This is a genomic window from Archangium violaceum (genome assembly GCF_016887565.1).
In the GTDB taxonomy this organism is placed as follows: Bacteria; Myxococcota; Myxococcia; order Myxococcales; family Myxococcaceae; genus Archangium; species Archangium violaceum_B.
On sequence record NZ_CP069396.1, the window covers coordinates 10,267,252 to 10,292,880 of the forward strand.

The following is a 25,629-nucleotide window of genomic DNA, read 5'->3' on the forward strand; positions in this document are numbered from 1 at the left end:
CGTATTCTCGCGGGCCTTCCAGCAGGCGCGGCAGCTCTCGAGCTCCGGCTCCCCCCACCATCGACCATGCACCAGCCCCGCACCCTCATCGATCTCCTAGAAGAGCGAAGTGCCACCCGTTCCGAGCAGCGCCTCTACACCTTCCTGGAGGAAGGGGACGGGGAGGGAGCTCCGCTGACGCGCGGTGAGCTGTACGAGCACGCGAGACGGATCGGTGCCGCCCTCCAGGAGCTGGCGCCCGCGGGCGAGCGCGCGGTGTTGCTCTATCCCCCGGGAGCCGAGTACCTCACCGGGTTCTTCGGGTGTCTCTTCTCCGGGCTGGTGGCGGTGCCCGCCTATCCGCCGGATCCCTCGCGGCTGGAGCGCACGCTGCCGCGGCTGCGGGCCATCATCCAGGACTCGGGGGCCACGGTGGTGCTCACCACCTCCTTCGTCCTGTCGATGGCGGAGCTGTTCTTCCAGGACGCGCCCGACCTGAAGGCGCTGCGCTGGGTGGCCACCGACACACTCGAGCCGAGCGGCGCGGCCTCCTGGCGCAAGCCCCCGGTGAGCGCCGACTCGCTGGCCTTCCTCCAGTACACCTCCGGCTCCACCGGCACGCCCAAGGGCGTGATGCTCAGTCACGCCAACCTGCTGCACAACCTGGAGCTGATCCGCGGAGCCTTCCAGACGCGCGATGACAGCGTGGGCGTCATCTGGCTGCCGCCCTACCACGACATGGGGCTCATCGGCGGCATCCTCGTGCCGCTGTACCAGGGCTTCCACACCGCGCTGATGTCGCCGCTGTCGTTCCTCAAGCGCCCTCGCTCCTGGCTGGAGGCCATCACCCGCTTCGGTGGCACCATCAGCGGCGGTCCCAACTTCGCCTTCGAGCTGTGCGTCCGCCGCATCCCGCCCGAGGAGCGGGAGGGGCTGGACCTGAGCCGCTGGGAGGTGGCGTTCTGCGGCGCCGAGCCCATCCGCGCCGAGACGCTCGACCGGTTCACCGAGGCGTTCTCGCCGCGAGGCTTCCGCCGCGAGGCGTTCTATCCCTGCTACGGGCTGGCCGAGGCCACCCTCATCGTCTCGGGCGGAGCGAAGTCCGAGCCGCCTCGCCCGCGCGCGGTGGATGCCTCCGCGCTGGAGCATGGCCGTGCGGTGGAGCCCCAACCACGGGGCGAGGCCCGGACGCTGGTGGGCTGCGGCGGGACGCTGCGGGACCAGCGCCTGCTCGTGGTGGATCCGGAGTCGCTCCGGGAGCTTCCGGCCGGCGAGGTCGGTGAGCTCTGGGTGGGCGGCCCCAGCGTGGCCCAGGGCTACTGGCGGCAACCGGAGGAGTCGGAGGGCATCTTCCGTGCGCGCACCTCCACCGGGGAGGGACCGTTCCTCCGCACCGGAGACCTGGGTTTCCTCGAGGGCGGCGAGCTGTACGTGACCGGGCGGCGCAAGGACCTCATCATCCTGCGCGGCCGCAATCTCTATCCGCAGGATCTCGAGCTCACGGTGGAGCGGAGCCACCCGGCGCTGCGGCCCGGGTGTGGTGCCGCCTTCGGTGTCGAGATGGACGGCGAGGAGCGGCTGGTGGTGGTGCAGGAGGTGGACCCGCGCAAGCTGGATGGCGCCGCGGAGGACATCTCGGGCGCCATCCTTCAGAGGCTGGCGGAGGGGCACGAGGTGCGGCCCCATGCGCTGGTGCTCATCGAGCCGGGCAGCCTGCCGAAGACCTCCAGCGGCAAGGTGCAGCGCCGCGCCTGCCGGGCCGCGTTCCTCGCGGGCGAGCTGCGCGCGGTCCATGCATGGCACGCCTCGGGGTCCGCCGCGCCGGCCGCATCCGCTCCGGCGGCCCCCTCCCCCGCCCCTGTCACCGTCGCCAGTGAGCTGGAGGAGCTGGTGCTGGCGCGGATCTCCACGCGGCTGGGCGCTCGCGCGGAGTCATTGACGCCGGACATGCCGCTCACCCGCCTGGGCCTGGACTCGCTGGCCGCGGTGGAGCTGGCGCACGCGCTGGAGAAGGACCTGGGCGTGGCGATTCCCATGGAGACGCTGCTGCGCGGGGCGAGCGCCTCGGAGCTGGCCCGGGAGATCTCCGCGCGGAAGGCGGCCGGTACGCGCCAGTCGATCCCCCGTGCATCCCGTGCCCGGCCCCTGCCGCTCTCCTTCGCGCAACAACGGCTGTGGTTCCTCGACCGGCTGGAGCCGGGCAGCGCCTTCTACAACGTGCCCGTGGTCTCCCGATTGAACGGGGCCGTGGATGTGCCCGCGCTCGAGCGGAGCCTTCAGGCCCTGGTACGGCGGCACGAGACACTCCGCACGGTGTTCCTCGAAGAGGGGGGCGAGCCGAACCAGCGCATCCTGGGCGAGTTGGACCTGCCGCTCGCCTTCGTGGATCTGAGTGGATTGCCGGAGGAGGCGCGTGAGCAGGAGGCCCTCCGGCTCTCGCGCGAGGAGGCCCGGCGCCCCTTCGAGCTCGCCCGGGGGCCGCTGCTCCGGGCCACCCTGCTGCGCCTCGGCGCCGAGCGACACCTGCTGCTACTGACGCTGCACCACATCATCGCGGATGGCTGGTCCATGCGCGTCCTGGTCCGTGAGCTGGAGGAGCTCTATGGAGCCTTCTCCGCCGGACGCACGCCCGCCCTCGCCGAGCTGCCCATCCAGTACGCCGACTACGCGGTCTGGCAGCGCGAGTGGCTGCGCGGCGAGCGGCGTGAGGATCTGCTCGGCTGGTGGCGGACGTACCTCGCCGGAGCGCCTCCCGTGCTGGAGCTGCCCGGGGACCGCTCCCGGCCCAAGGCGCAGACCTATCGAGGGTCGCAGGTGGTGCGGCGGCTCGAGCGGGCGGCCTGGGAACAGGTGAAGGTGCTCGCGCGGCGCGAGGGCACCACCCCCTTCGTCACGCTGCTGACCGGCTTCCAGCTCCTGCTGCACCGCTACACCGGTCAGGAGGACATCGTGGTGGGCGTGGACACCGCCCACCGCTCCCGTCCCGAGACAGCGGGGCTCGTCGGTCTGTTCGTCAACCAGCTCCCCGTGCGAGGCAACCTCGCCGGAGCGCCCACCTTCCGTGAGCTGCTCGGACGGCTCCACCAGGAGGCGCTGGGCGTCTGGGCCCACCAGGATCTGCCCTTCGACGAGCTGGTGCGCGGGCTCAACCCGGAGCGCAGCCTGTCCCATGCGCCGATCTTCCAGGTGAAGCTGGTGCTCCAGGATGCCGCATCCGAGCCACGGGGACCGGCGGGCCTCTCCCTGGAGAGCACCCTGGGTGATACCGGCGCCACCAAGCTCGACCTCACCCTCTCCGTGACCGATACCGTCAGCGGCCTGGAGCTGCTCTGCGAGTACGCCACCGATCTCTTCGACGCGGACACCGTCGCCCGCATGCTGGGGCACCTGTGCATCCTGCTGGAGGGGGCCGCCGCCGCGCCCGAGCGTCGCGTCTCCGAGCTCCCCCTGCTCTCCGAGACGGAGCGTCACCGCGCACTGGTGGAGTGGAGCCGCACCGGGCCCGCCGCGCCAGAGGACCTCGCGCACCGCCTCTTCGAGGAGCAGGTGCGTCTCACCCCCGAGGCCACCGCCGTCTCCTTCGGGGAGCGCTCCCTCACCTACCGGGAGCTGGACACACGCGCCAACCAGCTCGCCTGGCATCTCAGGTCCCTCGGCGTCGGGCCGGACGTGCTGGTGGGCGTGCACCTGGAACGCACGCCGGAACTGGTCGTGGCGTTGCTCGGCGTGCTCAAGGCGGGTGGAGCCTTCCTCCCGCTCGATACCAGCTACCCGCCCGCCCGGCTGGAGCTGATGCTGCGCGAGGCCCAGGTGCCCGTGCTGATCAGCCGCGAGGAGCTGGCCGACCAGCTGGCCTCGCAGGAGCTGCTGGTTCTCCTGGACACGGACCGCGCCGCGCTGGAGTCCCAGCCGGAGACGGCGCTCTCGCCAGCGCCGGCCGTCACTCCCTCGCATCTGGCCTACGTCATCTTCACCTCCGGCTCCACCGGTACCCCCAAGGGCACGCTGCTGGAGCACCGTGGCCTGTGCAACACCGCCCGTGCCACCCATGAGGCGCTGGGCCTGCGTCCCGGCGGCCGCATGCTGCAACTGGCGGCCATCGGCTTCGATGCCTCGGTCAGTGAGATCTTCTCCACGCTGCTCTGTGGCGCGGAGCTGGTCCTCGCCTCGCCGGAGTCGCTGCTGCCCGGCCCTCCCCTGCAGAAGGTGCTCGCGGAGAAGCGCATCACCGTCATCACCGCCACGCCCACCTCGCTGGCGCCGCTGGAGCCGGAGGCGCTGCCGGAGCTGGCGGTGGTGGCTTCCGTCGGTGAGGCGTGCACGCCGGAGCTGGCCAGGAGATGGAAGGTAGGCCGCCGCTTCCTCAATGCCTACGGCCCCACCGAGGCCACCGTCTGCGCGACCATCGAGCTGGAGGTGGATCCCCGCCAGCCGTCGATCGGCCGGGCCATCCCGGGCGCCCAGGCGTACGTGCTGGACGCGCGGATGGAGCCCGTGCCCGTAGGCGTTCCCGGCGAGCTGTACGTGGGAGGCCCAGGGCTGGCTCGCGGCTACCTGCACCGTCCCGCGCTCACGGCCGAGCGCTTCGTGCCCAACCCCTTCGCCACCCTCCCGGGAGAGCGGCTGTACCGCACCGGGGACCTGGTGCGCCTGCTGCCGGATGGACGCCTGGAGTTCCTCGGGCGGCGCGATGCGCAGGTGAAGGTGCGCGGCGTGCGCGTGGAGTTGGGAGAGGTGGAAGCGGCACTGGCCCAGCACCCCGGCGTGCGCCAGGCGGTGGCCGTCCTGCGCGAGAGCGCGGGCGAGGCGCGGCTGGTGGCCTACGTGGTGGCGGGTGAAGAAGTGGAGCCGACCGCTCTCCGGCGCTTCCTCAAGGAGCGGCTCCCCGACGCGCTGGTGCCCTCCGCCTTCGTGCGGATGGACGCGCTCCCGCTCGCACCGGGTGGCAAGGTGGATCGCCAATCGCTGCCCTCGCCCGACTCGGTGAACCCCGCGCCGGATGCGCCCTTCGCCGAGCCTCGCTCCGAGCTGGAGCGGCGCATCGCCTCGGTCTGGGCTCGCGTGCTCCAGGTTTCGCGCGTGGGTCTGCACGACCACTTCTTCGAGGACCTGGGCGGAAGCTCGCTGCTGGTGGTCAAGGCGAGCACGCAGCTCCGCGAGGAGCTGGGTCAGGAGGTGCCCGTCACCCATCTCTTCGAGCACCCCACCGTGCACGGGCTGGCCACGCGGCTGGAGCGGGAGCTTCCGGCGACTCCCTCCGAGCCCGCGCCGCGGCGCAAGTCCTCCGAGGAGGACGGCTCCGGCGACATCGCGATCATCGGCATGGCCGGGCGCTTCCCCGGCGCCCGCGATGTCCACGCCTTCTGGGAGAACCTCCGTCAGGGCGTTGAGTCCATCTCGCGCTTCACTCCGGAGGAGCTGGAGCCGTCTCCTCTGTTCTCCGATTCGCTGCGCGACCATCCGGACTTCGTCCCCGCGGGCGGGGTGCTCGAGGGCGCGGATGGGTTCGATGCCAGCTTCTTCGACCTGTCCCCACGCGAGGCGCGGTGGATGGATCCGCAGCAGCGGCTCTTCCTCCAGTGCGCGTGGAACGCCCTGGAGGACGCCGGCTACGACCCGGAGCGCTTCCAGGGACCCATCTCGCTGCATGCCGGCGCGGGCACCTCGAGCGTGCACCTGCTCTCGCTGCTCGGCCAGACGCGCAAGGACCCGGCCTCGTTGTTCGAGGCCCTGGGGACCACCAGCGGCGAGAACGTGGCCACCAAGACGGCCTACAAGCTCGGACTCGGCGGTGAGTGCCTCAACGTCTACACCGCCTGCTCCACCGGCCTCGTGGCCGTCCACCTCGCCTGCCAGAGCCTGCGCACCCACCAGTCGGACCTGGCGCTGGCCGGCGCGGTGAAGGTCTCGCTGCCTCAGCGCACCGGGTACCTCTTCCAGGAGGGGATGATCCTCTCTCCCGACGGGCACTGCCGCGCGTTCGATGCGAGCGCCCGAGGCACCGTCCTGGGCAACGGCCTGGGCGTGGTGGCGCTCAAGCGGCTCTCGGATGCCCTCCGTGATGGGGACCATGTCTACGCGGTCATCAAGGGCTCGGCCCTCAACAACGACGCGGCAGCCAAGGTCAGCTACACCGCTCCCAGCGTCCAGGGACAGAGCGAGGTGATTGCCCGGGCCCTGGCCTCGGCCGGCGTGGACGCCTCCACCATCGGCTACGTGGAAGCCCACGGCACCGGTACCCCGCTGGGAGACCCGATAGAGCTCGCGGCGCTCACCCGCGCCTTCCGCGCCCAGACCGGGCGCACGGGCTACTGCGCGATCGGCTCGGTGAAGACCAACATCGGGCACCTGGACACCGCCGCCGGTATCGCCGGCCTCATCAAGGCCGCGCTCGCGCTGCATCATGGCGAGCTGCCCCCGAGCCTCCATTTCGAGCGGCCCAACCCGGAGATCGACTTCGAGCGCGGCCCGTTCTTCGTGAACACGGCCCTGCGCGCCTGGGAGCGCGGAGAGGGCCCGAGGAGGGCGGGCGTCAGCTCGTTCGGCATCGGTGGCACCAACGCCCATGTGGTGCTGGAGGAGGCCCCCCGCCAGGACGGTGGGAAGGGCAGCCACCGCCCCCGTCAGCTCGTGACGCTGTCCGCCCGGAGTGCCTCCGCGCTGGAGGCGATGACCCGCGCGCTGGCCGACTTCGTGGAGGCCCACCCGGCGGTGGATCTGGCGGACCTGGCCTTCACCCTCGACATGGGCCGCAAGGCCTTCGAGTACCGTCATGCGCTGGTCGCCGGGGACGCCGAGGGGCTCGTGCGCGCGCTGCGCAAGCCGGGCGCTCCGTCCGAGGTGCGCGACCTCGCCACCGCCCGCTCCCGCCGGGTGGCCTTCCTCTTCCCCGGTCAGGGCGCGCAGTCCGTCCGGATGGCCCAGGAGCTGTACGCGTCCGAGCCGATCTTCCGGCGTGAGCTGGACGCGTGCCTGGAGCTGCTGCCGAAAACGGGGCTGATGGAGGACTTGCGCCCGGTGCTCTTCCCCGAGCCGGGCACCGAGGCCCATGCGGAGGCGTGTCTCGCCCAGCCGCGCTTCGCGCTGCCCGCGCTGCTGTCCGTGGAGTACGCGCTCGCACGGCTGTGGATGGGCTTCGGCTTCAAACCCTCCGCGCTGCTCGGCCACAGCTTCGGCGAGTACGCGGCGGCGTGCCTGTCCGGCGTGCTCTCCCTGGAGGACGCGCTCCGGCTGGCCGTCCTCCGCGGGGAGCTCATGTCCCGGCTCCCGCCCGGCGGCATGCTCGCGGTGGGGCTCTCCGCCGAGGAGGTGGCGCCGCTGCTCTCCAGTGGGCTGGAGCTCGCCGCCCTCAACGGCCCGGATCGCTGCACGGTGTCCGGCCCCGTCGAGGCGCTGGAGGCACTGGAGCGCACACTGTCCGCGCGCCGCGTGGGCGTGATGCGCCTCGCCTCGGCGCACGCGTTCCACTCGCGCGCCGTGGAGCCGGTGATGGCCGAGCTGGAGCGGGCCGTGGCCGGACTCACGCTGAACGCCCCCGCCATTCCCTACGTGTCCAGCCTCACCGGCACGTGGATCCGCCCCGAGGAAGCGACCTCCCCGCGCTACTGGGCCCGGCAGATGAGGGAGCCGGTGCGCTTCGCCGCCGGACTGGACGCGCTGGTGGAAGCGGGCTGCGGCTGGTTCATCGAGGCCGGCCCGGACCAGGGCCTCACCGCGCTCGCCCGGCTGCGCCTGCGTACCGAGCGTGAGGCGTTGGTGGTGCCCTCGCTCCGCCGGAGCGGCACTTCCTCTTCCGATACCCAGACCCTGCTGGAATCGCTGGGAGCGCTCTGGCGCGCTGGCGCGGCCGTGGACTGGAAGGGCTTCCACGCCCACGAGCACCGCCGCCGCCTCTCGCTGCCGGGCTATCCGTTCGAGGAGAAGCGGATCACCCTGGAGGAGCGGCCCGTGCTCCCCCTGCCGGAACCGGCCGTCGCTCCCGCGCCCGTTGCCACCGTGCCGCGGCCCGCGGCGCCCGTGACTCCCGAAGCGCCCGTCCAGCGTGCACCACCCCAGGGTGACATCCAGCAGCTCCTGACGGAGCTGTGGCGCGAGCGGCTGGGCGTGGAGGAGATCGGCCCGGACGACAACTTCCTCGACCTGGGCGGCAACTCGCTGATGGCGGCGCAGCTGCTCACCCGGTTGCGCGAGACGTTCCGGGCGCAGATTCCACTCAGCGACCTGTTCGAAGCGCCCACCATCGCGGGCCTCGCCGCGCGCATCGAGGCCCGGCTCCGGGTGGAACAGCCGGCCAGCGAGGCTCCAGCGGCGGCGATGCTCCCCGTTCCTCGGACCGGGGAGATTCCCCTGTCCTACGTGCAGGCCCGCGTCTGGGAGATGGAGCTGAAGGAGCCGGGCAGCTCCATCTTCAACGAGCCCCTCGCGATCCGGATCTCCGGCGCACTGCGGCCCTCCGTCCTGGAGCGGAGCCTCAACGAGGTCATCCGCCGGCACGAGTCCCTGCGCACCGTCTTCCAGCAGGTGGACGGCAGGGCCGCGCCGCGCATCCTCCCGGAGGTACGCATCTCCCTGCCCGTGGTGGACCTGCGCGACTTCGCCGGGGACCGCGAGGCCGAGGCGATGCGGCTGGCCCGCCTCGCGCCCGCCGAGCCGTTCCCGCTCGACCAGGGTCCACTGGTCCGGGTGCAGCTGCTCCGGATGGCCGAGGCCGAGCACGTGCTGCTCCTCACCATCCACCACATCGTGGCGGACACCCTGTCCCTGGTGAACTTCATCCGGGAAGCGGTGGCCCTCTACACCGGCTTCATCCACGAGCAGCCCGTGCCCCTGCCGGAGCTGCCCATCCAGTACATCGACTTCACCGTCTGGCAGCGCCGTGCCTTGTCCGACGGCACGCTCTCGGCGCAGCAGGCGTACTGGCGCAAGCAGCTCGCGCGGCGGCCCGCTCCCCTCCCCCTCGCGCTGGACCGCCCCCGAGTCATCGGCGCGCGTCGGCGTGGCGCGCGTCACGCGTTCGCCTTCCCCAGGGCACTCGGCGTGGCCCTGAACGCCTTCAGCCACCGCGAGGGCCTCACGCCATTCATGACGCTGCTCACCGGCTTCAAGGCACTCCTGGCCCGCTGCTCGGGTCAGGAGGACATCCTCGTGGGCACCTCCATCGGCAACCGGACCCGCCCCGAGCTGGAGCCGCAGATCGGCTACGTGGCGCACGCCCTGGCCCTGCGCACCTCCCTCGAGGGCGACCCGAGCTTCCGCTCGCTCGCGCTCCGCGTGCGCGACACCACGCTCTCCGCCTTCGCCCACCCGGACGTGCCCTACGAGCAGCTCCTGGAAGAGCTCGAGCCCGGTGAGGAAACGCGGCTGTCCCGCCTGTTCGACGCCATCTTCCTGCTGCACGCCCAGGGCGTGTCCGCGCCCATCCTGGAGTTCCCGGGCCTGCGGCTGAGCTACTTCGACGTCACCGAGCTGCCCGCGCAGTACGGCACTTCGCTCGCGGACATCACGCTGCTGATGCGCGAGGACGCGCAAGGCTTCTCCGGCACGCTGGAGTACGCCGTCGACCTGTTCGACGCCTCCACCATCGCTCGGCTCCTCTCGCAGTTGGAGGCGTTGCTCTCCGATGCGATGGCCTCGCCGGACAAGCCCCTGTCCCAGCTGTCCCTGGATGGAGCCCCGGAGCGGTCCGGGGGGCCAGTGGCCAGAGCCTCCGAGGTGGCATCGCTCGCGGCCCTGCTGTTCGCCCGGGCGGAGCGCACCCCGGACGCGGTGGCGCTCCGTCGAGGAGACCAACGCCTGACCTGGCGGGCCCTGCGTGCGCACTCGCTCGCGCTCGCGTCCGCGCTGCGCGCTCGCGGCGTGGGCCCTGGTGTCCCCGTGGCCGTGTGTCTGGAGCCCTCGCCCGAGCGTGCGGTGGCCCTGTGGGGTGTGCTGGCTTCCGGCGGAGCCTATGCGCTCGTCCCCTGGGAGCAGCGCGAGGAGCTGTCCTCGCTCGGGCTGGAAGGGGCCGCTCCCCTGCTCATCACCACCGCCACATCGCCGCTTCCTCCGGGACTGGACGAGAGCCGGGTCATCCGCCTCGCGCTCTCCGACGAGCTCCCGGCCGAGGCCCTCATGCCCGCGGTGGATGCGGACGGGCTTGCCTGCCTGGTGCGCGAGACGGACGACGGCAAGCGTCCGCGCGTGATGTGGAGCCACCGCAACCTGCTCCACCGCTTCGCCGCGTTGGATGCACGCCTCGACGTCCGCTCGGGCGAGGTCTGGCTGAGCGCCCCGGACGCCTCCGCCGACCCGGCGGGCCTCGAGCTGCTCTGGGCGCTCGTCCGCGGGCTCCAGGTGGTGTTCCCGGCGCGGCCTCCCGCACGGCTCGTGGCGCTCCGCCCCGAGCAGACCGGGACGCGGCCGTTGGACTTCAGCCTCTTCTACTTCGCCAACGACGCGGAGGCCTCCGGCCGGAAGAAGTACCAGCTCCTCATCGAGGGAGCGAAGTTCGCCGACACGCACGGCTTCAGCGCGGTATGGACGCCGGAGCGGCACTTCCATGCCTTCGGAGGCCCCTATCCCAGCCCCACCGCCACCAGCGCGGCGCTGGCCATGGTCACCGAGCGCGTGTCCCTGCGCGCAGGCAGCGTGGTGCTCCCGCTGCATGACCCGATTCGGGTGGCCGAGGAGTGGTCCGTCATCGACAACCTCTCCGATGGCCGCGCGGGCGTGTCCTTCGCCACGGGCTGGAACGCCAACGACTTCGTCTTCGCGCCACGGAACTTCACGCAGCGGGCCGAGGCCGTCCGGCGCGGAGTGGAGGAGGTGCGCACCCTCTGGAGTGGTGGCACCGTGCGCCGCACCAACGGCACCGGGAACGAGGTGGAGATCGCCATCCGTCCCCGGCCGGTGCAGGCGGAGCTGCCCATCTGGATCACCGCCGCGTTCAATCCGGAGACCTTCCGGCTGGCGGGAGAGCTGGGCACCGGCCTGCTCACCAACGTGCTGGGACTGGGACAGGACTTCGAGGAGCTGGCCCGGAAGATCGCCATCTACCGCGAGGCGCGGCGCAAGGCGGGGCACGGCCGGGGCCACGTGGTGCTGATGCTCCACACCTTCGTGGCGGGCAGCCAGGAGGACGTGAGGCGGCAGGCGCGCGAGCCGCTCATCCGCTACTTCCGCAGCTCGGTGGAGCTGGTCAACGGACTGGTGGCGAGCCAGGGCATGGGCTTCGACGTGCGCGACCTCACGCCCCAGGATCTGGAGGTCCTGCTGGAGCAGGGCGTCTCCCGGTACCTGGAGGCGGGCGGGATGTTCGGCACGCCGGAGACGCTCATGGCCCGGGTGGAGCAGCTCCGCCGGGCGGACGTGGACGAGGTGGCGTGCCTCATCGACTTCGGCATGGGCCAAGAGGCCGCGCTGGAGGGACTGCGGCACCTGGATGTGCTGCGCCGCCGGAGCCAGGAGGGTGTGGCTCCCGCGCCAGTTGCCCCGGTGCTCGTGGAGGCCGATGTCACCCAGGCCTTGGTGGAGTCGCTGCGCGCCTTCCCCCCGGCGCACTTGCGCTGCACCGTCGCGCTCGCCCAGACGCTCGCGAAGATGCCGGATGCCGCCGAGGTTCTCGGCCCGGTGCGCACGCTGGTGCTGGACGAGGCCGATGGGCTCCCGGCGGATCTGGCCGCGGCGCTGAAGCGGGCCGCCTCCGCCCGAGTGGTGGCGCCCGTGTCCCTGTTGCCCGGTGCGAGGGAGACCGCGCCCCAGGGCTCGCGCTTCGTGTTGGATGCGTCGGGACGCCGCGCCCCGGTGGGCGTGGTGGGTGAGCTCTTCCTCGGCGGTGATGCGGTACCGCTGGGCTTCTGGAAGGCGCCGGAGGTGACCCGGGCCCGGATCCGTTCCTCGCCCGAGGGCACCGGCGCCCGCCTGTATGGCACCGGCACTCCCGCCCGCTACCGCGCGGACGGAGAGGTGGAGCTCCTCACGCCCACGTCCCGGCGCCGCCCGGCCCAGGTGGAGCCGCCACCGAACACCTCCGCCCCGGTCCGCACCGAGGCTCCCACGAGCCAGGGCGGTGTCATCGCGCGCGTGCCTCGGACGGGCCTGCTGCCACTCTCGTACGCGCAACAGCGGCTGTGGTTCCTGGACCAGTACCAGCCGGGCAGCGCGCTCTACAACATGCCGGCCGCGATGAGGCTGGAGGGCACGCTCGACGTGGCCGCCCTCGGGCGGGCCTTCGCCGAGCTGATGCGCCGCCATGAGGCCCTGCACACGACCTTCCAGGCCCATGAGGGCACTCCGGTGCAGGTCATCTCCCCCACCGTGGCCTGGGCGCTGGAGGTGGAGGACCTCGGGCATCTCCCGGAGTCGGAGCGGGAAGCCGAGGGCATGCGCCTGGCGCGCGAGGAAGCGTGCCGGCCCTTCGATCTGTCCCAGGGGCCCCTGCTGCGCCCGCGGTTGCTGAAGCTGTCGGCCCGGGAGCACCTGCTGCTGGTGACGATGCACCACATCGTCTCGGACTCCTGGTCCGTCGGGGTGCTGACCCGCGAGGTCGTCACGCTCTACGCGGCGTTCGCGGCTGGCAAGCCGTCGCCTCTGCCGGAGCTGCCCATCCAGTACGTGGATTACGCGGTGTGGCAGCGCGAGTGGCTGCAAGGGCAGGTCCTGGCGAGGCAGTTGGAATACTGGAGGAAGCAGCTCGACGGGGCTCCGCCCGCGCTGGAGCTGTCCACGGACCGGCCGCGCACCGCGGACACGAACAATCCCGGCGCCTCGTTGAGGGTGGAGCTGCCGCTGGCGCTGACCCAGGGGCTGAGGGCGCTGTGCCGGCGTGAGAAGGGCACGCTGTTCATGGGCCTGCTGGCGGGATTGCAGACGCTGCTGGCGCGCTACACGGGACAGGAGGACATCTGCGTGGGAGCGCCCATCGCCGGGCGCAATCAGGCACAGACGGAGGGGCTCATCGGCTTCTTCGTCAACACGCTGGTGCTGCGCTCCCGACTGGAGGGCAACCCGAGCTTCCTGGAGCTGCTGAGGCAGGCGAAGGAGGTGACGCTGGGAGCGTACGCGCACCAGGACGTGCCCTTCGAGAAGCTGGTGGAGGTGTTGCAGCCGCCGAGGCAGCCGGAGCACACGCCCTTCTTCCAGGTGGCGCTGGTCCTGCTCAATACGCCCACGGCGGAGCTGACCGCACCCGGGCTCACCTTCCGGCCATTGGAAGTGGACAGCGGCACCGCGAAGTTCGACTTCACGCTGATCGTCGTCGAGACGCCTCGTGGACTGAGCACCACGCTGGAGTACCGGAGCGACCTGTTCGAGGCCGCCACGGCCGCGAGGATGATGGAGCACCTGCGCCTGCTGCTGGAGGACGCGGTGGCCCATCCCGAGCGGCGCCTGTCCGAGCTGTCCCTCATGTCCGAGGCGGAGCGGCGCCGAGTGCTGGTGGAGTGGAACGCCACCACCACGGCGGGCCCCTCTCGCCCCGTTTGCGTGCACACGCTCGTCGAGGCCCAGGCCGCGCGCACTCCCGACGCGGTGGCCGTGGTCTTCGAGGAGCAGCGTCTCACCTACGCGCAGTTGGAGCACCGGGCCAACCAGCTCGCCCACGCCCTGCACGCGCAAGGCGTACGCCCCGGCGACAGGGTGGGCCTGTGCCTGGAGCGCTCGCTGGACATGACCGTGGCCGTGTTGGGTGTCCTCAAGGCCGGTGCCGCCTATCTCCCGCTCGACCCGGGTTACCCCTCCGAGCGCCTGTCCTTCATGCTCGAAGACGCGGGGGCACCCCTGGTGCTCACGCACTCGCGTCTGGCCTCCTCGCTTCCTACGCGGGCCCGAATGCTGTGCGTGGACGGCGAGGCGGAGGCGCTCTCCCGCCAACCCGCCCATGCTCCGGCACTCGCGCTGTCACCCGAGTCCACCTGCTACCTCATCTACACCTCCGGCAGCACGGGCAGGCCCAAGGGGGTCGCGCTGCCTCACCGCGCCCTCTCCAACCTCTTGGAGTGGCAGCTGCGCCAGTCCGTCCACCCCGCCGCCACCACCCTACAATTCGCCTCCCTCAGCTTCGACGTCTCCTTCCAGGAGCTCTTCTCCACCTGGTGCGCTGGCGGCACCCTCGTGCTTCCCTCCTCCGAGGTGCGCCAGGACATGCCCGCGCTCCTCGCGTACATGGCCCACCACGGCGTGGAGCGGCTCTTCCTGCCCTTCGTCGCCCTTCAGGCCCTGGCCGACGCCGTGGCTCATGGGGCGAGAGTCCCCGAGCGTCTGCGCGAGGTGGTCACCGCCGGTGAGCAGCTCCAGGTGACACCCGCCCTGGTGTCCCTCTTCGAGCGGCTTCCGGGGTGCGTGCTGGAGAACCAGTACGGCCCCTCCGAGACTCACGTGGTGAGCGCCTACCGGTTGCAGGGCCCTCCCGCCTCCTGGCCCCGCCTCCCTCCCATCGGCACTCCCCTGCCCCATACCCAGCTCTACGTCCTGGACTCCCAGGGCCAGCCGTGTGCCATCGGCGTACAGGGCGAGCTGTTCATCGGCGGCGTGCAACTGGCGCTCGGCTACCACGCCCGTCCTCAGCTCACGTCCGAGAAGTTCCTGCCCGACCCCTTCCGCCCGGGTGGCCGGCTGTACCGCACCGGTGACAGGGCCCGCTGGAGGGCCGACGGTACCCTCGAGTACCTCGGCCGCCTGGACGGACAGGTGAAGGTGCGTGGCTTCCGCATCGAGCAGGGTGAGGTGGAGGCCGCCCTGCGTGAGGCCCCAGGAGTGCGCGACGCGGCCGCCGTGGTGCGTGAGGACACTCCGGGTGACAAGCGGCTGGTGGGCTATGTGGTGCTCCAGCCCGACACCGCCTGGGAGCCCGAGGCCCTGCGCCAAGTACTGGCGCGCCGTCTGCCCGAGTACATGGTGCCCTCGGCCCTGGTGCGACTGGAGGCTCTGCCACTCACCCCCAGTGGCAAGCTGGCTCGCCGCCTGCTGCCCGTACCGGACGCGGACAGCCTGCGGGGCTCGGCCCCCTTCATCGCCCCTCGCAACGCCCTGGAGCAGACGCTGGCCGAGGCCTTCGCCAGCGTGCTGGGCCTGCCGCGCCTGGGCGTCACCGACAACTTCTTCACCCTGGGCGGCCACTCGCTTCTGGCCACTCAGGTCGTCTCCCGCCTGCGCTCCGGCCTCGGCGTGGAGTTGCCCCTGCGCGAGCTGTTCGAGTCCCCCACCGTTGAGTCCCTCGCCCTCCGCATCCAGTCGCGTGCGACAACCGAGGAGCACAAGACTCGCGCGCCGGTACTCATCCCGCGCACGGGGCTGACCGAGGCGGAGTTGTCCTTCGCGCAGCAGCGGCTGTGGTTCCTGGACCAGTACCAACCCGGCAGCGCGCTCTACAACATGCCGGCCGCCCTGCGGCTGGAGGGTGTGCTCGATGTGGCCGCCCTGGAGCGTGCCTTCACCGAGCTGGTCCTCCGTCATCAGGTACTCCGCACCTCCTTCCGGGTCCGCGAGGAGAAACCGGTCCAGGTCATCGCCCCCGTCTCGCCCTGGACACTGGAGGTAGTGGACCTGGGTCACCTGTCGGAGTCGCAACGGCAAGCGGAGGCCCTGCGTCTGGCGCACGAGGATGCGCGCCAGCCGTTCGACCTCGTCCACGGGCCGCTGCTGCGCACCCGGCTGTTGCGCCTGGCGGAGCACGAGTTCCTGCTGCCCATCACCCTGCATCACATCATCTCGGACGGCTGGTCCATCGCCGTGCTGATCCGCGACATGGTGGCGCTGTACGAGGCCTGCGTCACAGGGAGGCCATCGCCGCTGCCCGAGCTGCCCATCCAGTACGTGGATTACGCAGTGTGGCAGCGCGAGTGGCTCCAGGGCGAAGTGCTGGAGCAGCAGCTCGGCTATTGGCGGAAGCAGCTCGACGGGGCCCCGCCCGCGCTGGAGCTGCCCACGGACTGGCCGCGCACCGCGGACACGAAAAACCCCGGCGCACCGATGCAGGTGGAGCTGCCGCTGAAGCTGATTCAAGAGCTTGGAGCGCTGTGCCAGCGCGAGGGCGCCACGCTGTTCATGGGCCTGCTGGCGGGATTGCAGACGCTGCTGGCGCGCTACTCGGGACAGGATGACATCTGCGTGGGAGCGCCCATCGCCGGACGCACCCAGGCCCAGACAGAGGGGCTCATTGGCTTCTTCGTGAACACGCTGGTGATGCGCACCCGGATGGAGGGTAACCCCTCGTTCCGAGAGCTGCTCGGACGGGTGAAGGAAGTGACGTTGGGGGCGTACGCGCACCAGGACGTGCCCTTCGAGAAGCTGGTGGAGGTGTTGCAGCCACCGAGGCAACCGGAGCGCACGCCGTTCTTCCAGGTGGCTCTGGTGTTGCTCAACACGCCCACGGCGGAGCTGTCCGTCCCCGGGCTCGACCTGCGGCTGCTGGATCTGGACACGGGCACCGCGAAGTTCGACTTCACGCTGACGCTGCGCCAGACGGCTCAGGGCTTGAGTGGTGTGTTGGAGTACCGGAGTGACTTGTTCGAGGCCACCACGGCCGCGCGGATGATGGAACACCTGCGACTGATGCTGGAGGACGCGGTGGCCCATCCCGAGCGCCGCCTGTCCGAACTGTCCCTCATGTCCGAGGCGGAGCGGCGTCGGGTGCTCGTGGAGTGGAACTCCACCATGGCGAGCCCCTCTCAGCCCGTCTGCGTCCACACGCTCTTCGAGGCCCAGGCCGCACGCACTCCGGACGCGGTGGCGGTGGTCTTCGAGGACCAGCGGCTCACCTACGCGCAGCTGGAGTGCCGGGCCAACCAGCTCGCCCATGCACTGCGCGTCCAGGGCGTGTGCCCCGGTGACAGGGTGGGCCTGTGCCTGGAGCGCTCGCTGGACATGACCGTGGCCGTGCTGGCCGTCCTCAAGGCCGGTGCCGCCTACCTCCCCCTCGACCCAGGCTACCCCTCCGAGCGCCTGTCCTTCATGCTCCAGGATGCGAACGCATCCCTGGTGCTCACGCACTCGCGTCTGGCTTCCCTGCTGTCCGCGGACTCGCGGGCTCGGGTGGTGTGCATGGACAGCGAGGCAGAGTCCCTCTCCCGCCAGCCCGCCCATGCTCCGGCACTCGCGCTGTCACCCGAGTCCACCTGCTACCTCATCTACACCTCCGGTAGCACGGGCAAGCCCAAGGGTGTCGCGCTGCCTCACCGCGCTCTGTGCAATCTGCTCGAGTGGCAGCTGCGCCAGTCCGTCCACCCCGCCGCCACCACCCTGCAATTCGCCTCCCTCAGCTTCGACGTCTCCTTCCAGGAGCTCTTCTCCACCTGGTGCGCTGGCGGCACCCTCGTGCTTCCCTCCTCCGAGGTGCGCCAGGACATGCCCGCGCTCCTCGCGTACATGGCCCACCACGGCGTGGAGCGGCTCTTCCTGCCCTTCGTCGCCCTTCAGGCCCTGGCCGACGCCGTGGCTCATGGCGCTCGCCTCCCAGAGCTTCTGCGCGAGGTAGTCACCGCCGGTGAGCAGCTCCAGGTGACACCCGCCCTGGTGTCCCTCTTCGAGCGGCTTCCGGGGTGCGTGCTGGAGAACCAGTACGGCCCCTCCGAAACTCACGTGGTGAGCGCCTACAGGTTGCAGGGCCCTCCCTCCTCCTGGCCTCGCCTCCCCTCCATCGGCACGCCTCTGCCCCATACCCAGCTCTACGTGCTGGACTCCCAGGGCCAGCCGTGTGCCATTGGCGTGCAGGGCGAGCTGTTCATCGGCGGCGTGCAGCTGGCCCTCGGCTACCACGCCCGTCCTCAGCTCACGTCCGAGAAGTTCCTGCCCGACCCCTTCCGCCCGGGTGGCCGGCTGTACCGCACCGGTGACAGGGCCCGCTGGAAGGCCGACGGTACCCTTGAGTACCTCGGCCGCCTGGACGGACAGGTGAAGGTGCGTGGCTTCCGCATCGAGCAGGGTGAGGTGGAAGCCGCCCTGCGTGAGGCCCCAGGAGTGCGCGACGCGGCCGCTGTGGTGCGCGAGGACACTCCGGGTGACAAGCGGCTGGTGGGCTACGTGGTGCTCCAACCCGACACCGCCTGGGAGCCCGAGGCCCTGCGCCAGGTACTGTCCCGCCGTCTGCCCGAGTACATGGTGCCCTCGGCCCTGGTGCGTCTGGAGGCTCTGCCACTCACCCCCAGCGGCAAGCTGGCCCGCCGCCTGCTGCCCGTACCGGACGCGGACAGCCTGCGGGGCTCGGCCCCCTTCATCGCCCCTCGCAACGCCCTGGAGCAGACGCTGGCCGAGGCCTTCACCAGCGTGCTGGGCCTGCCGCGCCTGAGCGTCACCGACAACTTCTTCACCCTGGGCGGCCACTCGCTTCTGGCCACTCAGGTCGTCTCCCGCCTGCGTTCCGGCCTCGGTGTGGAGTTGCCGCTGCGCGAGCTGTTCGAGTGCCCCACCGTTGAGTCCCTCGCCCTCCGCCTCCAGTCGCGTGCGACAACCGATGAGCACAAGACTCGCGCGCCGGTACTCATCCCGCGCACGGAGCTGGCCGAGGCGGAGCTGTCCTTCGCGCAGCAGCGGCTGTGGTTCCTGGACCAGTACCAACCGGACAGCGCGCTCTACAACATGCCAGCCGCCTTGCGGCTGAAAGGCTCACTCGATGTGGCCGCCCTGGAGCGCGCCTTCACCGAGCTGATCCGCCGTCACCAGGTGCTCCGCACCGCCTTCCAGGTCCGCGAGGACAAGCCGCTCCAGATCATCGCCCCAGCCTCCTCCTGGGCTCTGGAAGTGGTGGTCCTGGATCACCTGCCAGAGTCGCAGCGGCAAGAGGAGGCCCTGCGTCTGGCGCAAGAGGATGCGCGCCAGCCGTTCGACCTCGCCCACGGGCCGCTGCTGCGCACGCAGTTGCTGCGTCTGTCGGCTCGGGAGCACCTGCTGCTGGTGACGATGCACCACATCGCCTCGGACGGCTGGTCCATCTCCGTGCTGATCCGCGAGGTCGTCACACTCTACGGGGCGTTCGCGGCTGGAAAGCCGTCACCGCTGCCCGAGCTGCCCATCCAATACGTGGATTACGCGGTGTGGCAGCGCGAGTGGCTCCAGGGCGAAGTGCTGGAGCAGCAGCTCAGCTATTGGCGGAAACAGCTCGACGGGGCCCCGCCCGCGCTGGAGCTGCCCACGGACTGGCCGCGCACCGCGGACACGAAAAACCCCGGCGCCTCGCTGCAGGTCGATCTGCCGCTGGAGCTGACTCAGCGGCTTGGAGCGCTGTGCCAACGCGAGGGCACCACGCTGTTCATGGGCCTGCTGGCGGGATTGCAGACGCTGCTGGCCCGCTACTCGGGACAGGATGACATCTGCGTGGGAGCGCCCATCGCTGGCCGCACCCAGGCCCAGATGGAGGGGCTTATCGGCTTCTTCGTCAACACGCTGGTGATGCGCACGCGGATGGAGGGTAACCCCTCGTTCCGAGAGCTGCTCGGACGGGTGAAGGAAGTGACGTTGGGGGCGTACGCGCACCAGGACGTGCCCTTCGAGAAACTGGTGGAGGTATTGCAGCCGCCGAGGCAGCCTGAGCGCACGCCGTTCTTCCAGGTGGCGCTGGGACTGCTCAACACGCCCACGGCGGAGCTGTCCGTCCCCGGGCTGAGTATCGAGCCTCTACCGCTGGATATCGGTACCTCCCGGTTCGACTTCACGCTGACCTTGAGCCAGACGGCTCGGGGTCTGAGTGGCGCACTGGAGTACCGGAGCGATTTGTTCGAGGCCGCCACGGCCGCGAGGATGATGGAGCACCTGCGCCTGCTGCTGGAGGACGCGGTGGCCCATCCCGAGCGCCGCCTGTCCGAGCTGTCCCTCCTGTCCGAGGCCGAGCGGCACCGGGTGCTGGTGGAGTGGAACGCCACCACCACGGCGGGCCCCTCTCGCCCCGTCTGCGTGCACACGCTCTTCGAGGCCCAGGCCGCACGCACTCCCGACGCGGTGGCGGTGGTCTTCGAGGAGCAGCGACTCACCTACGCGCAGTTGGAGCACCGGGCCAACCAGCTCGCCCACGCCCTCCACGCGCAAGGCGTGCGCCCCGGTGACAGGGTGGGCCTGTGCCTGGAGCGCTCGCTGGACATGACCGTGGCCGTGTTGGGTGTCCTCAAGGCCGGTGCCGCCTACCTCCCCCTCGACCCGGGTTACCCCTCCGAGCGCTTGTCCTTCATGCTCGAAGACGCGGGGGCCCCCCTGGTGCTCACGCACTCGCGTCTGGCCTCCTCGCTTCCTACGCGGGCCCGAATGCTGTGCGTGGACGGCGAGGCGGAGGCGCTCTCCCGCCAACCCGCCCATGCTCCAGCGTGGGAGCTGTCGCCCGAATCCACCTGCTACCTCATCTACACCTCCGGCAGCACGGGCAAGCCCAAGGGTGTCGCGCTGCCTCACCGCGCTCTGTGCAACCTGCTCAAGTGGCAGTTGCGTCAGTCCGTCCACCCCGCGGCCACCACCCTGCAGTTCGCCTCCCTCAGCTTCGATGTCTCCTTCCAGGAGCTCTTCTCCACCTGGTGCGCTGGCGGCACCCTCGTGGTGCCTTCCTCCGAGGTGCGCCAGGACATGCCCGCGCTCCTCTCGTACATGGCCCACCACGGCGTGCAGCGCCTCTTCCTGCCCTTCGTCGCACTCCAGGCCCTGGCCGACGCCGTGGCTCATGGGGCGAGAGTCCCCGAGCGCCTGTGCGAAGTGGTAACGGCCGGTGAGCAGCTCCAGGTGACACCCGCCCTCGTCTCCTTCTTCGAGCGGCTGCCCGGGTGCGTGCTGGAGAACCAGTACGGCCCCTCCGAGACTCACGTGGTGAGTGCCTACCGGTTGCAGGGCCCTCCCGCCTCCTGGCCCCGTCTTCCCTCCATCGGCACTCCCCTGCCCCACACCCAGCTCTACGTCCTGGATGCACAGGGCCAGCCCTGTGCCATCGGCGTGCAAGGCGAGCTGTTCATCGGCGGCGTGCAACTGGCGCTCGGCTACTACGCTCGCCCTCAACTCACGTCCGAGAAGTTCCTGCCCAACCCCTTCCACCCGGGTGGCCGGCTGTACCGCACCGGTGACAGGGCCCGCTGGAAGGCCGACGGCACCCTCGAGTACCTCGGCCGCCTGGACGGACAGGTGAAGGTGCGTGGCTTCCGCATCGAGCAGGGTGAGGTGGAGGCCGCCCTGCGTGAGGCCCCAGGAGTGCGCGACGCGGCCGCCGTGGTGCGTGAGGACACTCCGGGCAACAAGCGACTGGTGGGCTATGTGGTGCTCCAGCCCGACACCACTTGGGAGCCCGAGGCCCTGCGCCAGGTGCTGGCGCGCCGTCTGCCCGAGTACATGGTGCCCTCGGCCCTGGTGCGTCTGGAGGCCCTGCCACTCACCCCCAGCGGCAAGCTGGCTCGCCGCCTGCTGCCCGTGCCGGACGCGGACAGCCTGCGGTCGGCTCCCTTCATCGCTCCTCGCACGGACACCGAGCAGCGGCTCGCAGTGCTCTGGCGTGAGCTGCTCGGAGTGGAGCAGGTGAGCGCACGGGACGACTTCTTCGAGCTGGGAGGCCACTCGCTGCTGGCCACGCGGCTGCTCTCTCGCATCCGCGGCGCCTTCCAGGTGGAGCTGCCCCTGCAGGCGCTCTTCGAGGCCCGGACCCTGGCGGAGCAGGCCGTGCGCGTGGAGGCACTCGCCGGCAAGAACTGGCGGATCCAGATTCCGCCGTTGCGGCCCATGCCGCGCCAGGAGCGGATGCCCCTGTCCTTCGCGCAGCAGCGGCTGTGGTTCCTGGAGCAGCTCGAGCCAGGTCTTCCCACCTTCAACCTCCCCTTCTGCCTGCGGCTCGAGGGGGCGTTGGATCTGCGTGCGATGGAGCACACCTTCCGGGAGGTGGTGCGCCGGCACGAGTCGCTCCGGACCGTCATCCAGGAGGGGCCGGAGGGTCCCGCGCAGGTGGTGCTCCCCTCGGCGGAGCTGGTGCTGGCCCGGGTGGACCTGAGGGAGCTGCCGCCCGAGCTGCTCGAGGAGGAGGCGCGGCGGCTGAAGGAGGAGGAGGCCCGGAGGCCCTTCTCCCTGTCGAAGGGCCCGCTCCTGCGCGCCTCGCTGCTGTGGCTCGAGGATGAGGTGCACCTGCTGATGCTCACCCTGCATCACATCGCCTCGGACGGCTGGTCCCTGGGCGTGCTGGTGCGCGAGGTGATGGAGCTGTACGCGGCGCACCACGAGGGCCGGCCCGCGCGGCTGCCCGCGCTGCCGGTGCAGTACGCGGACTACGCGGCGTGGCAGAGACAGTGGCTACGGGACGAGGCGCTGGAGGCCCAGTTGGGCTACTGGCGCCGGCAGTTGGAGGGGGCGCCCACGGTGATGGAGCTGCCCACGGACCGGCCAAGGCCCGCGGTGCGCACCTACCGGAGTGGCACGCTCCTGTCGACGTTGAGCGCGGAGCTGGCGCGGAAGCTGGAGGCGCTGGCCCTGCGCGAGCGGGCCACGCTCTTCATGGTGCTGATGACGGGATTCCAATCCCTGGTGCACCGTTACAGCGGACAGACGGACGTGGTGGTGGGCACGGACGTGGCCAACCGCAACCACATGGAGACGGAGCCGCTCATCGGCTTCTTCATCAACCAGCTCGTCCTGCGGCTGAGGATGGAGGGGAACCCCACCTTCAGCGAGCTGTTGGAGCAGGCGAAGCGGGTGTCGATGGAGGCGAGCTCGCACCAGGACGTGCCCTTCGAGGAGGTGGTGCGAGCGCTCAACCCGGAGCGCAGCACGGCCCACGCGCCCCTCTTCCAGGTGAAGCTGGTGCTGCAGAACATGCCCCTGTCGGCGCCCGTGCTGCCCGGATTGAAGCTGAGCCACGAGGAGCCGGTCGACTCCCCATCCAAGCTGGACCTGACGGTCCTGGTGAACCCGACGGCCGAGGGGCTGGTGTGCTCGTGGATGTACAGCGCGGACCTCTTCGAGGCCTCCACGGTGGAGCGCATGGCGCGGCACTTCCAGCGGTTGCTGGAAGGCGTGGTGGCGCAAGAGGGGCGGCAGCGGCTGTCCGAGCTGCCCCTGCTGACGGAGGAGGAGCGGCGGCGGGTGGTGGTGGAGTGGAATGACACCGCGGCGCCGTACGCGCGGCGGTGCATCCACGAAATCATCTCCGAGCAGGCGGAGAGGGAGCCGGACGCGGTGGCGGTGGTCGCCGGGGACGAGCAGCTCACCTACGGGGAGCTGGAGCGGCGGGCCAACCAGCTGGCGCACTGGCTGAAGGTGCTGGGGGTGGGACCGGAGATGCGGGTGGGCCTGTTCGTGGAGCGGCGGGCGCACGCGCTGGTGGGCCTGCTGGGCATCCTCAAGGCGGGCGGGGCCTACGTGCCGGTGGATCCTTCCCTCGCGCGCTTCCCGGAGCGGGTGCGGCACGTGCTCGATGACGCCCGTGTTCAGGTCATCGTCACCGAGGAACGACTGGCGGACGAGCTGCCCTCGCGGAGTGGATTCCTCGTGTGCCTGGACGCCGGGGACGGGCTGATCGAGTCCCAGCCGGAGGAGGCGCCCGCGAGCGAGGTATCGCCGGGCAACGCGGCGTACGTCATCTACACGTCGGGGAGTACGGGACAACCGAAGGGTGTGTGCATCGAGCACCAGCAGCTGGCCTGCTACGTGGCGGGTGTCAGCCGGAGGCTGGAGCTGCCTCGGGGGATGAGCTTCGCGTCGGTGTCGACGCTGGCGGCGGACCTGGGGCACACGGCCCTCTTCCCCACGCTGTGCGCGGGGGGCACGGTGCACCTGGTGGAGAAGGAGACGGCCTCGGACGCGGGGCTGATGGCGGCCTACGGACGGAAGCACCGGGTGGAGGGATTGAAGGTCGTCCCGACGCATCTGGAGGCGCTGCTGGCGGGCGAGGACGCACAGGCACTGCTGCCGCGCCGGAGGCTGGTGCTGGGCGGAGACAAGTCCGAGTGGGCGCTGGTGGAGAAGGTGCACGCGCTGGCGCCGGAGTGCGAGGTGTACAACCACTACGGCCCGACGGAGACGACGGTGGGCGTGCTCGCGCAGAAGGTGGAGCGCGGGGTGCGAGTGCCGGGGGCGCAGACGGTGCCTCTGGGCCGACCGCTGGGCAACGTGCGGCTGTACGTGCTGGACGGGTACGAGCAGCCAGTGCCACCGGGCGTGCCGGGAGAGCTGTACATCGGTGGAGAGAGCGTGGGCCGGGGCTACCTGGGACGCCCGGAGCTGACGGCGGAGCGCTTCGTACCGGACCGCTTCAGCGGTGAAGCGGGTGCGCGGCTGTACCGAACGGGAGACCGGGTGCGGTGGCTCGAAGGCGGCCGCATCGAGTTCCTCGGCCGGGTGGACCACCAGCTGAAGATCCGTGGCTACCGGGTGGAGCTGGGTGAGGTGGAAGCGGCGCTGGGCCAACACCCCGGCGTGGGCGAGTGCGTGGTGGTGGCGCGCGAGGAGACCGGCGGTGGCAAGCAGCTGGTGGCGTACGCGGTGGGCAAGCCGGGGCACGAGCTGGAAGAGCGGGAGTTGCACCAGTACCTGGAGGAGCGGCTGCCGGACTACATGGTGCCCGCGGCCTTCGTGGTGCTGGAGGCGCTACCGCTGACCTCCAATGGAAAGGTGGACCGGAAGGCGCTGCCGGCCCCCTCGCGAACGAGGGCGGAAGAGGCATACGTGGCGCCGCGCACCGAGACGGAGCGGAAGCTGGCGGCGCTCTGGCAGGAGCTGCTCGGCGTGCCGCGCGTGGGGGTGCACGACCATTTCTTCGAGATGGGCGGGCACTCGCTGTTGGCGACACAGGTGGTGGCGCGCGTGGGGACGCTGTTCGACGTCCAGATCGCGGTGATCGACCTGTTCGACGCCCCCACGCTGGAAGGACTGGCGGCGCGCATCGAGGCGGGCACCACGTCGGATTCGCCGCTGGTGGCGCTGAGGAAGGGTGGAAGCCTGAGGCCCTTCTTCTGCGTGCACCCGGTGGGGGGCAGCGTGCTGGGGTACCTGGAGCTGTCGAGGCGGCTGGACGCGGAGCAGCCCTTCTACGGACTGCAGGTGCCGGCGAGTGGGTCCGGAGAGACGGTGGAGGAGATGGCCGCGCGCTACCTGGAAGCCATGCGCGAGGTGCAGCCCGAGGGCCCGTACCTGCTGGGAGGCTGGTCCATGGGCGGGAGGGTGGCCTACGAGATGGCGAGACAGCTGAAGGAGCGGGGCGAGCAGGTGGGGCTGCTGGTCATCATCGACGTATGGGGCCAGGGCGGAGAGGCAGAGGAAGACTTCACCGGGGAGGGAATGGTGGGACGGGCGGTGCTCCAGTTCGCCGATCACCTGTCGCGGCTGTCGGGGATACATCCAAGGGCAGCGGAGGTGCTCGGACAGGTGGATGCGGTGGAGCTGAGGTCCGTGCTGGAAGGAGAGCCGGGAGCCGGTCTCCACCTGGAGGAGGAGGCGTGCGAGGAGCTGCGGGCGCTCTGGCGGGTGTATGCGCGCAACCGGAGCGCCGCGCGAGCGTACGTGCCAAAGCCCTACGAGGGCTCACTGGTGCTGCTGCGAGCCGCCGAGGGTCCCGAGGACCAGGAGGAGGACCTGGGCTGGGGCGAGCTGGCGCGAGGAGGAGTGGAGGTGCACGAGGTACCGGGAGACCACTTCAGCCTCATCGCCCTGCCGCACGTGGAGCACCTGGCCGCACGACTGCGTGCATTGCTGGAACGGGTCCAGAAGGAGGGAAAGCTCCAGCAAGCCAGCTAG

At 70.9% G+C, this 25,629-nt stretch carries 1 protein-coding gene; it reads left to right on the forward strand.

What is annotated here, in order from left to right; genetic code table 11:
* Window positions 1-66: 66 nt before the first annotated feature.
* The gene (locus tag JRI60_RS54750; protein ID WP_204221447.1) at window positions 67-25,629 is read left to right on the forward strand and encodes a non-ribosomal peptide synthase/polyketide synthase; all 25,563 of its coding nucleotides are present in this window, start codon (window positions 67-69) and stop codon (window positions 25,627-25,629) included.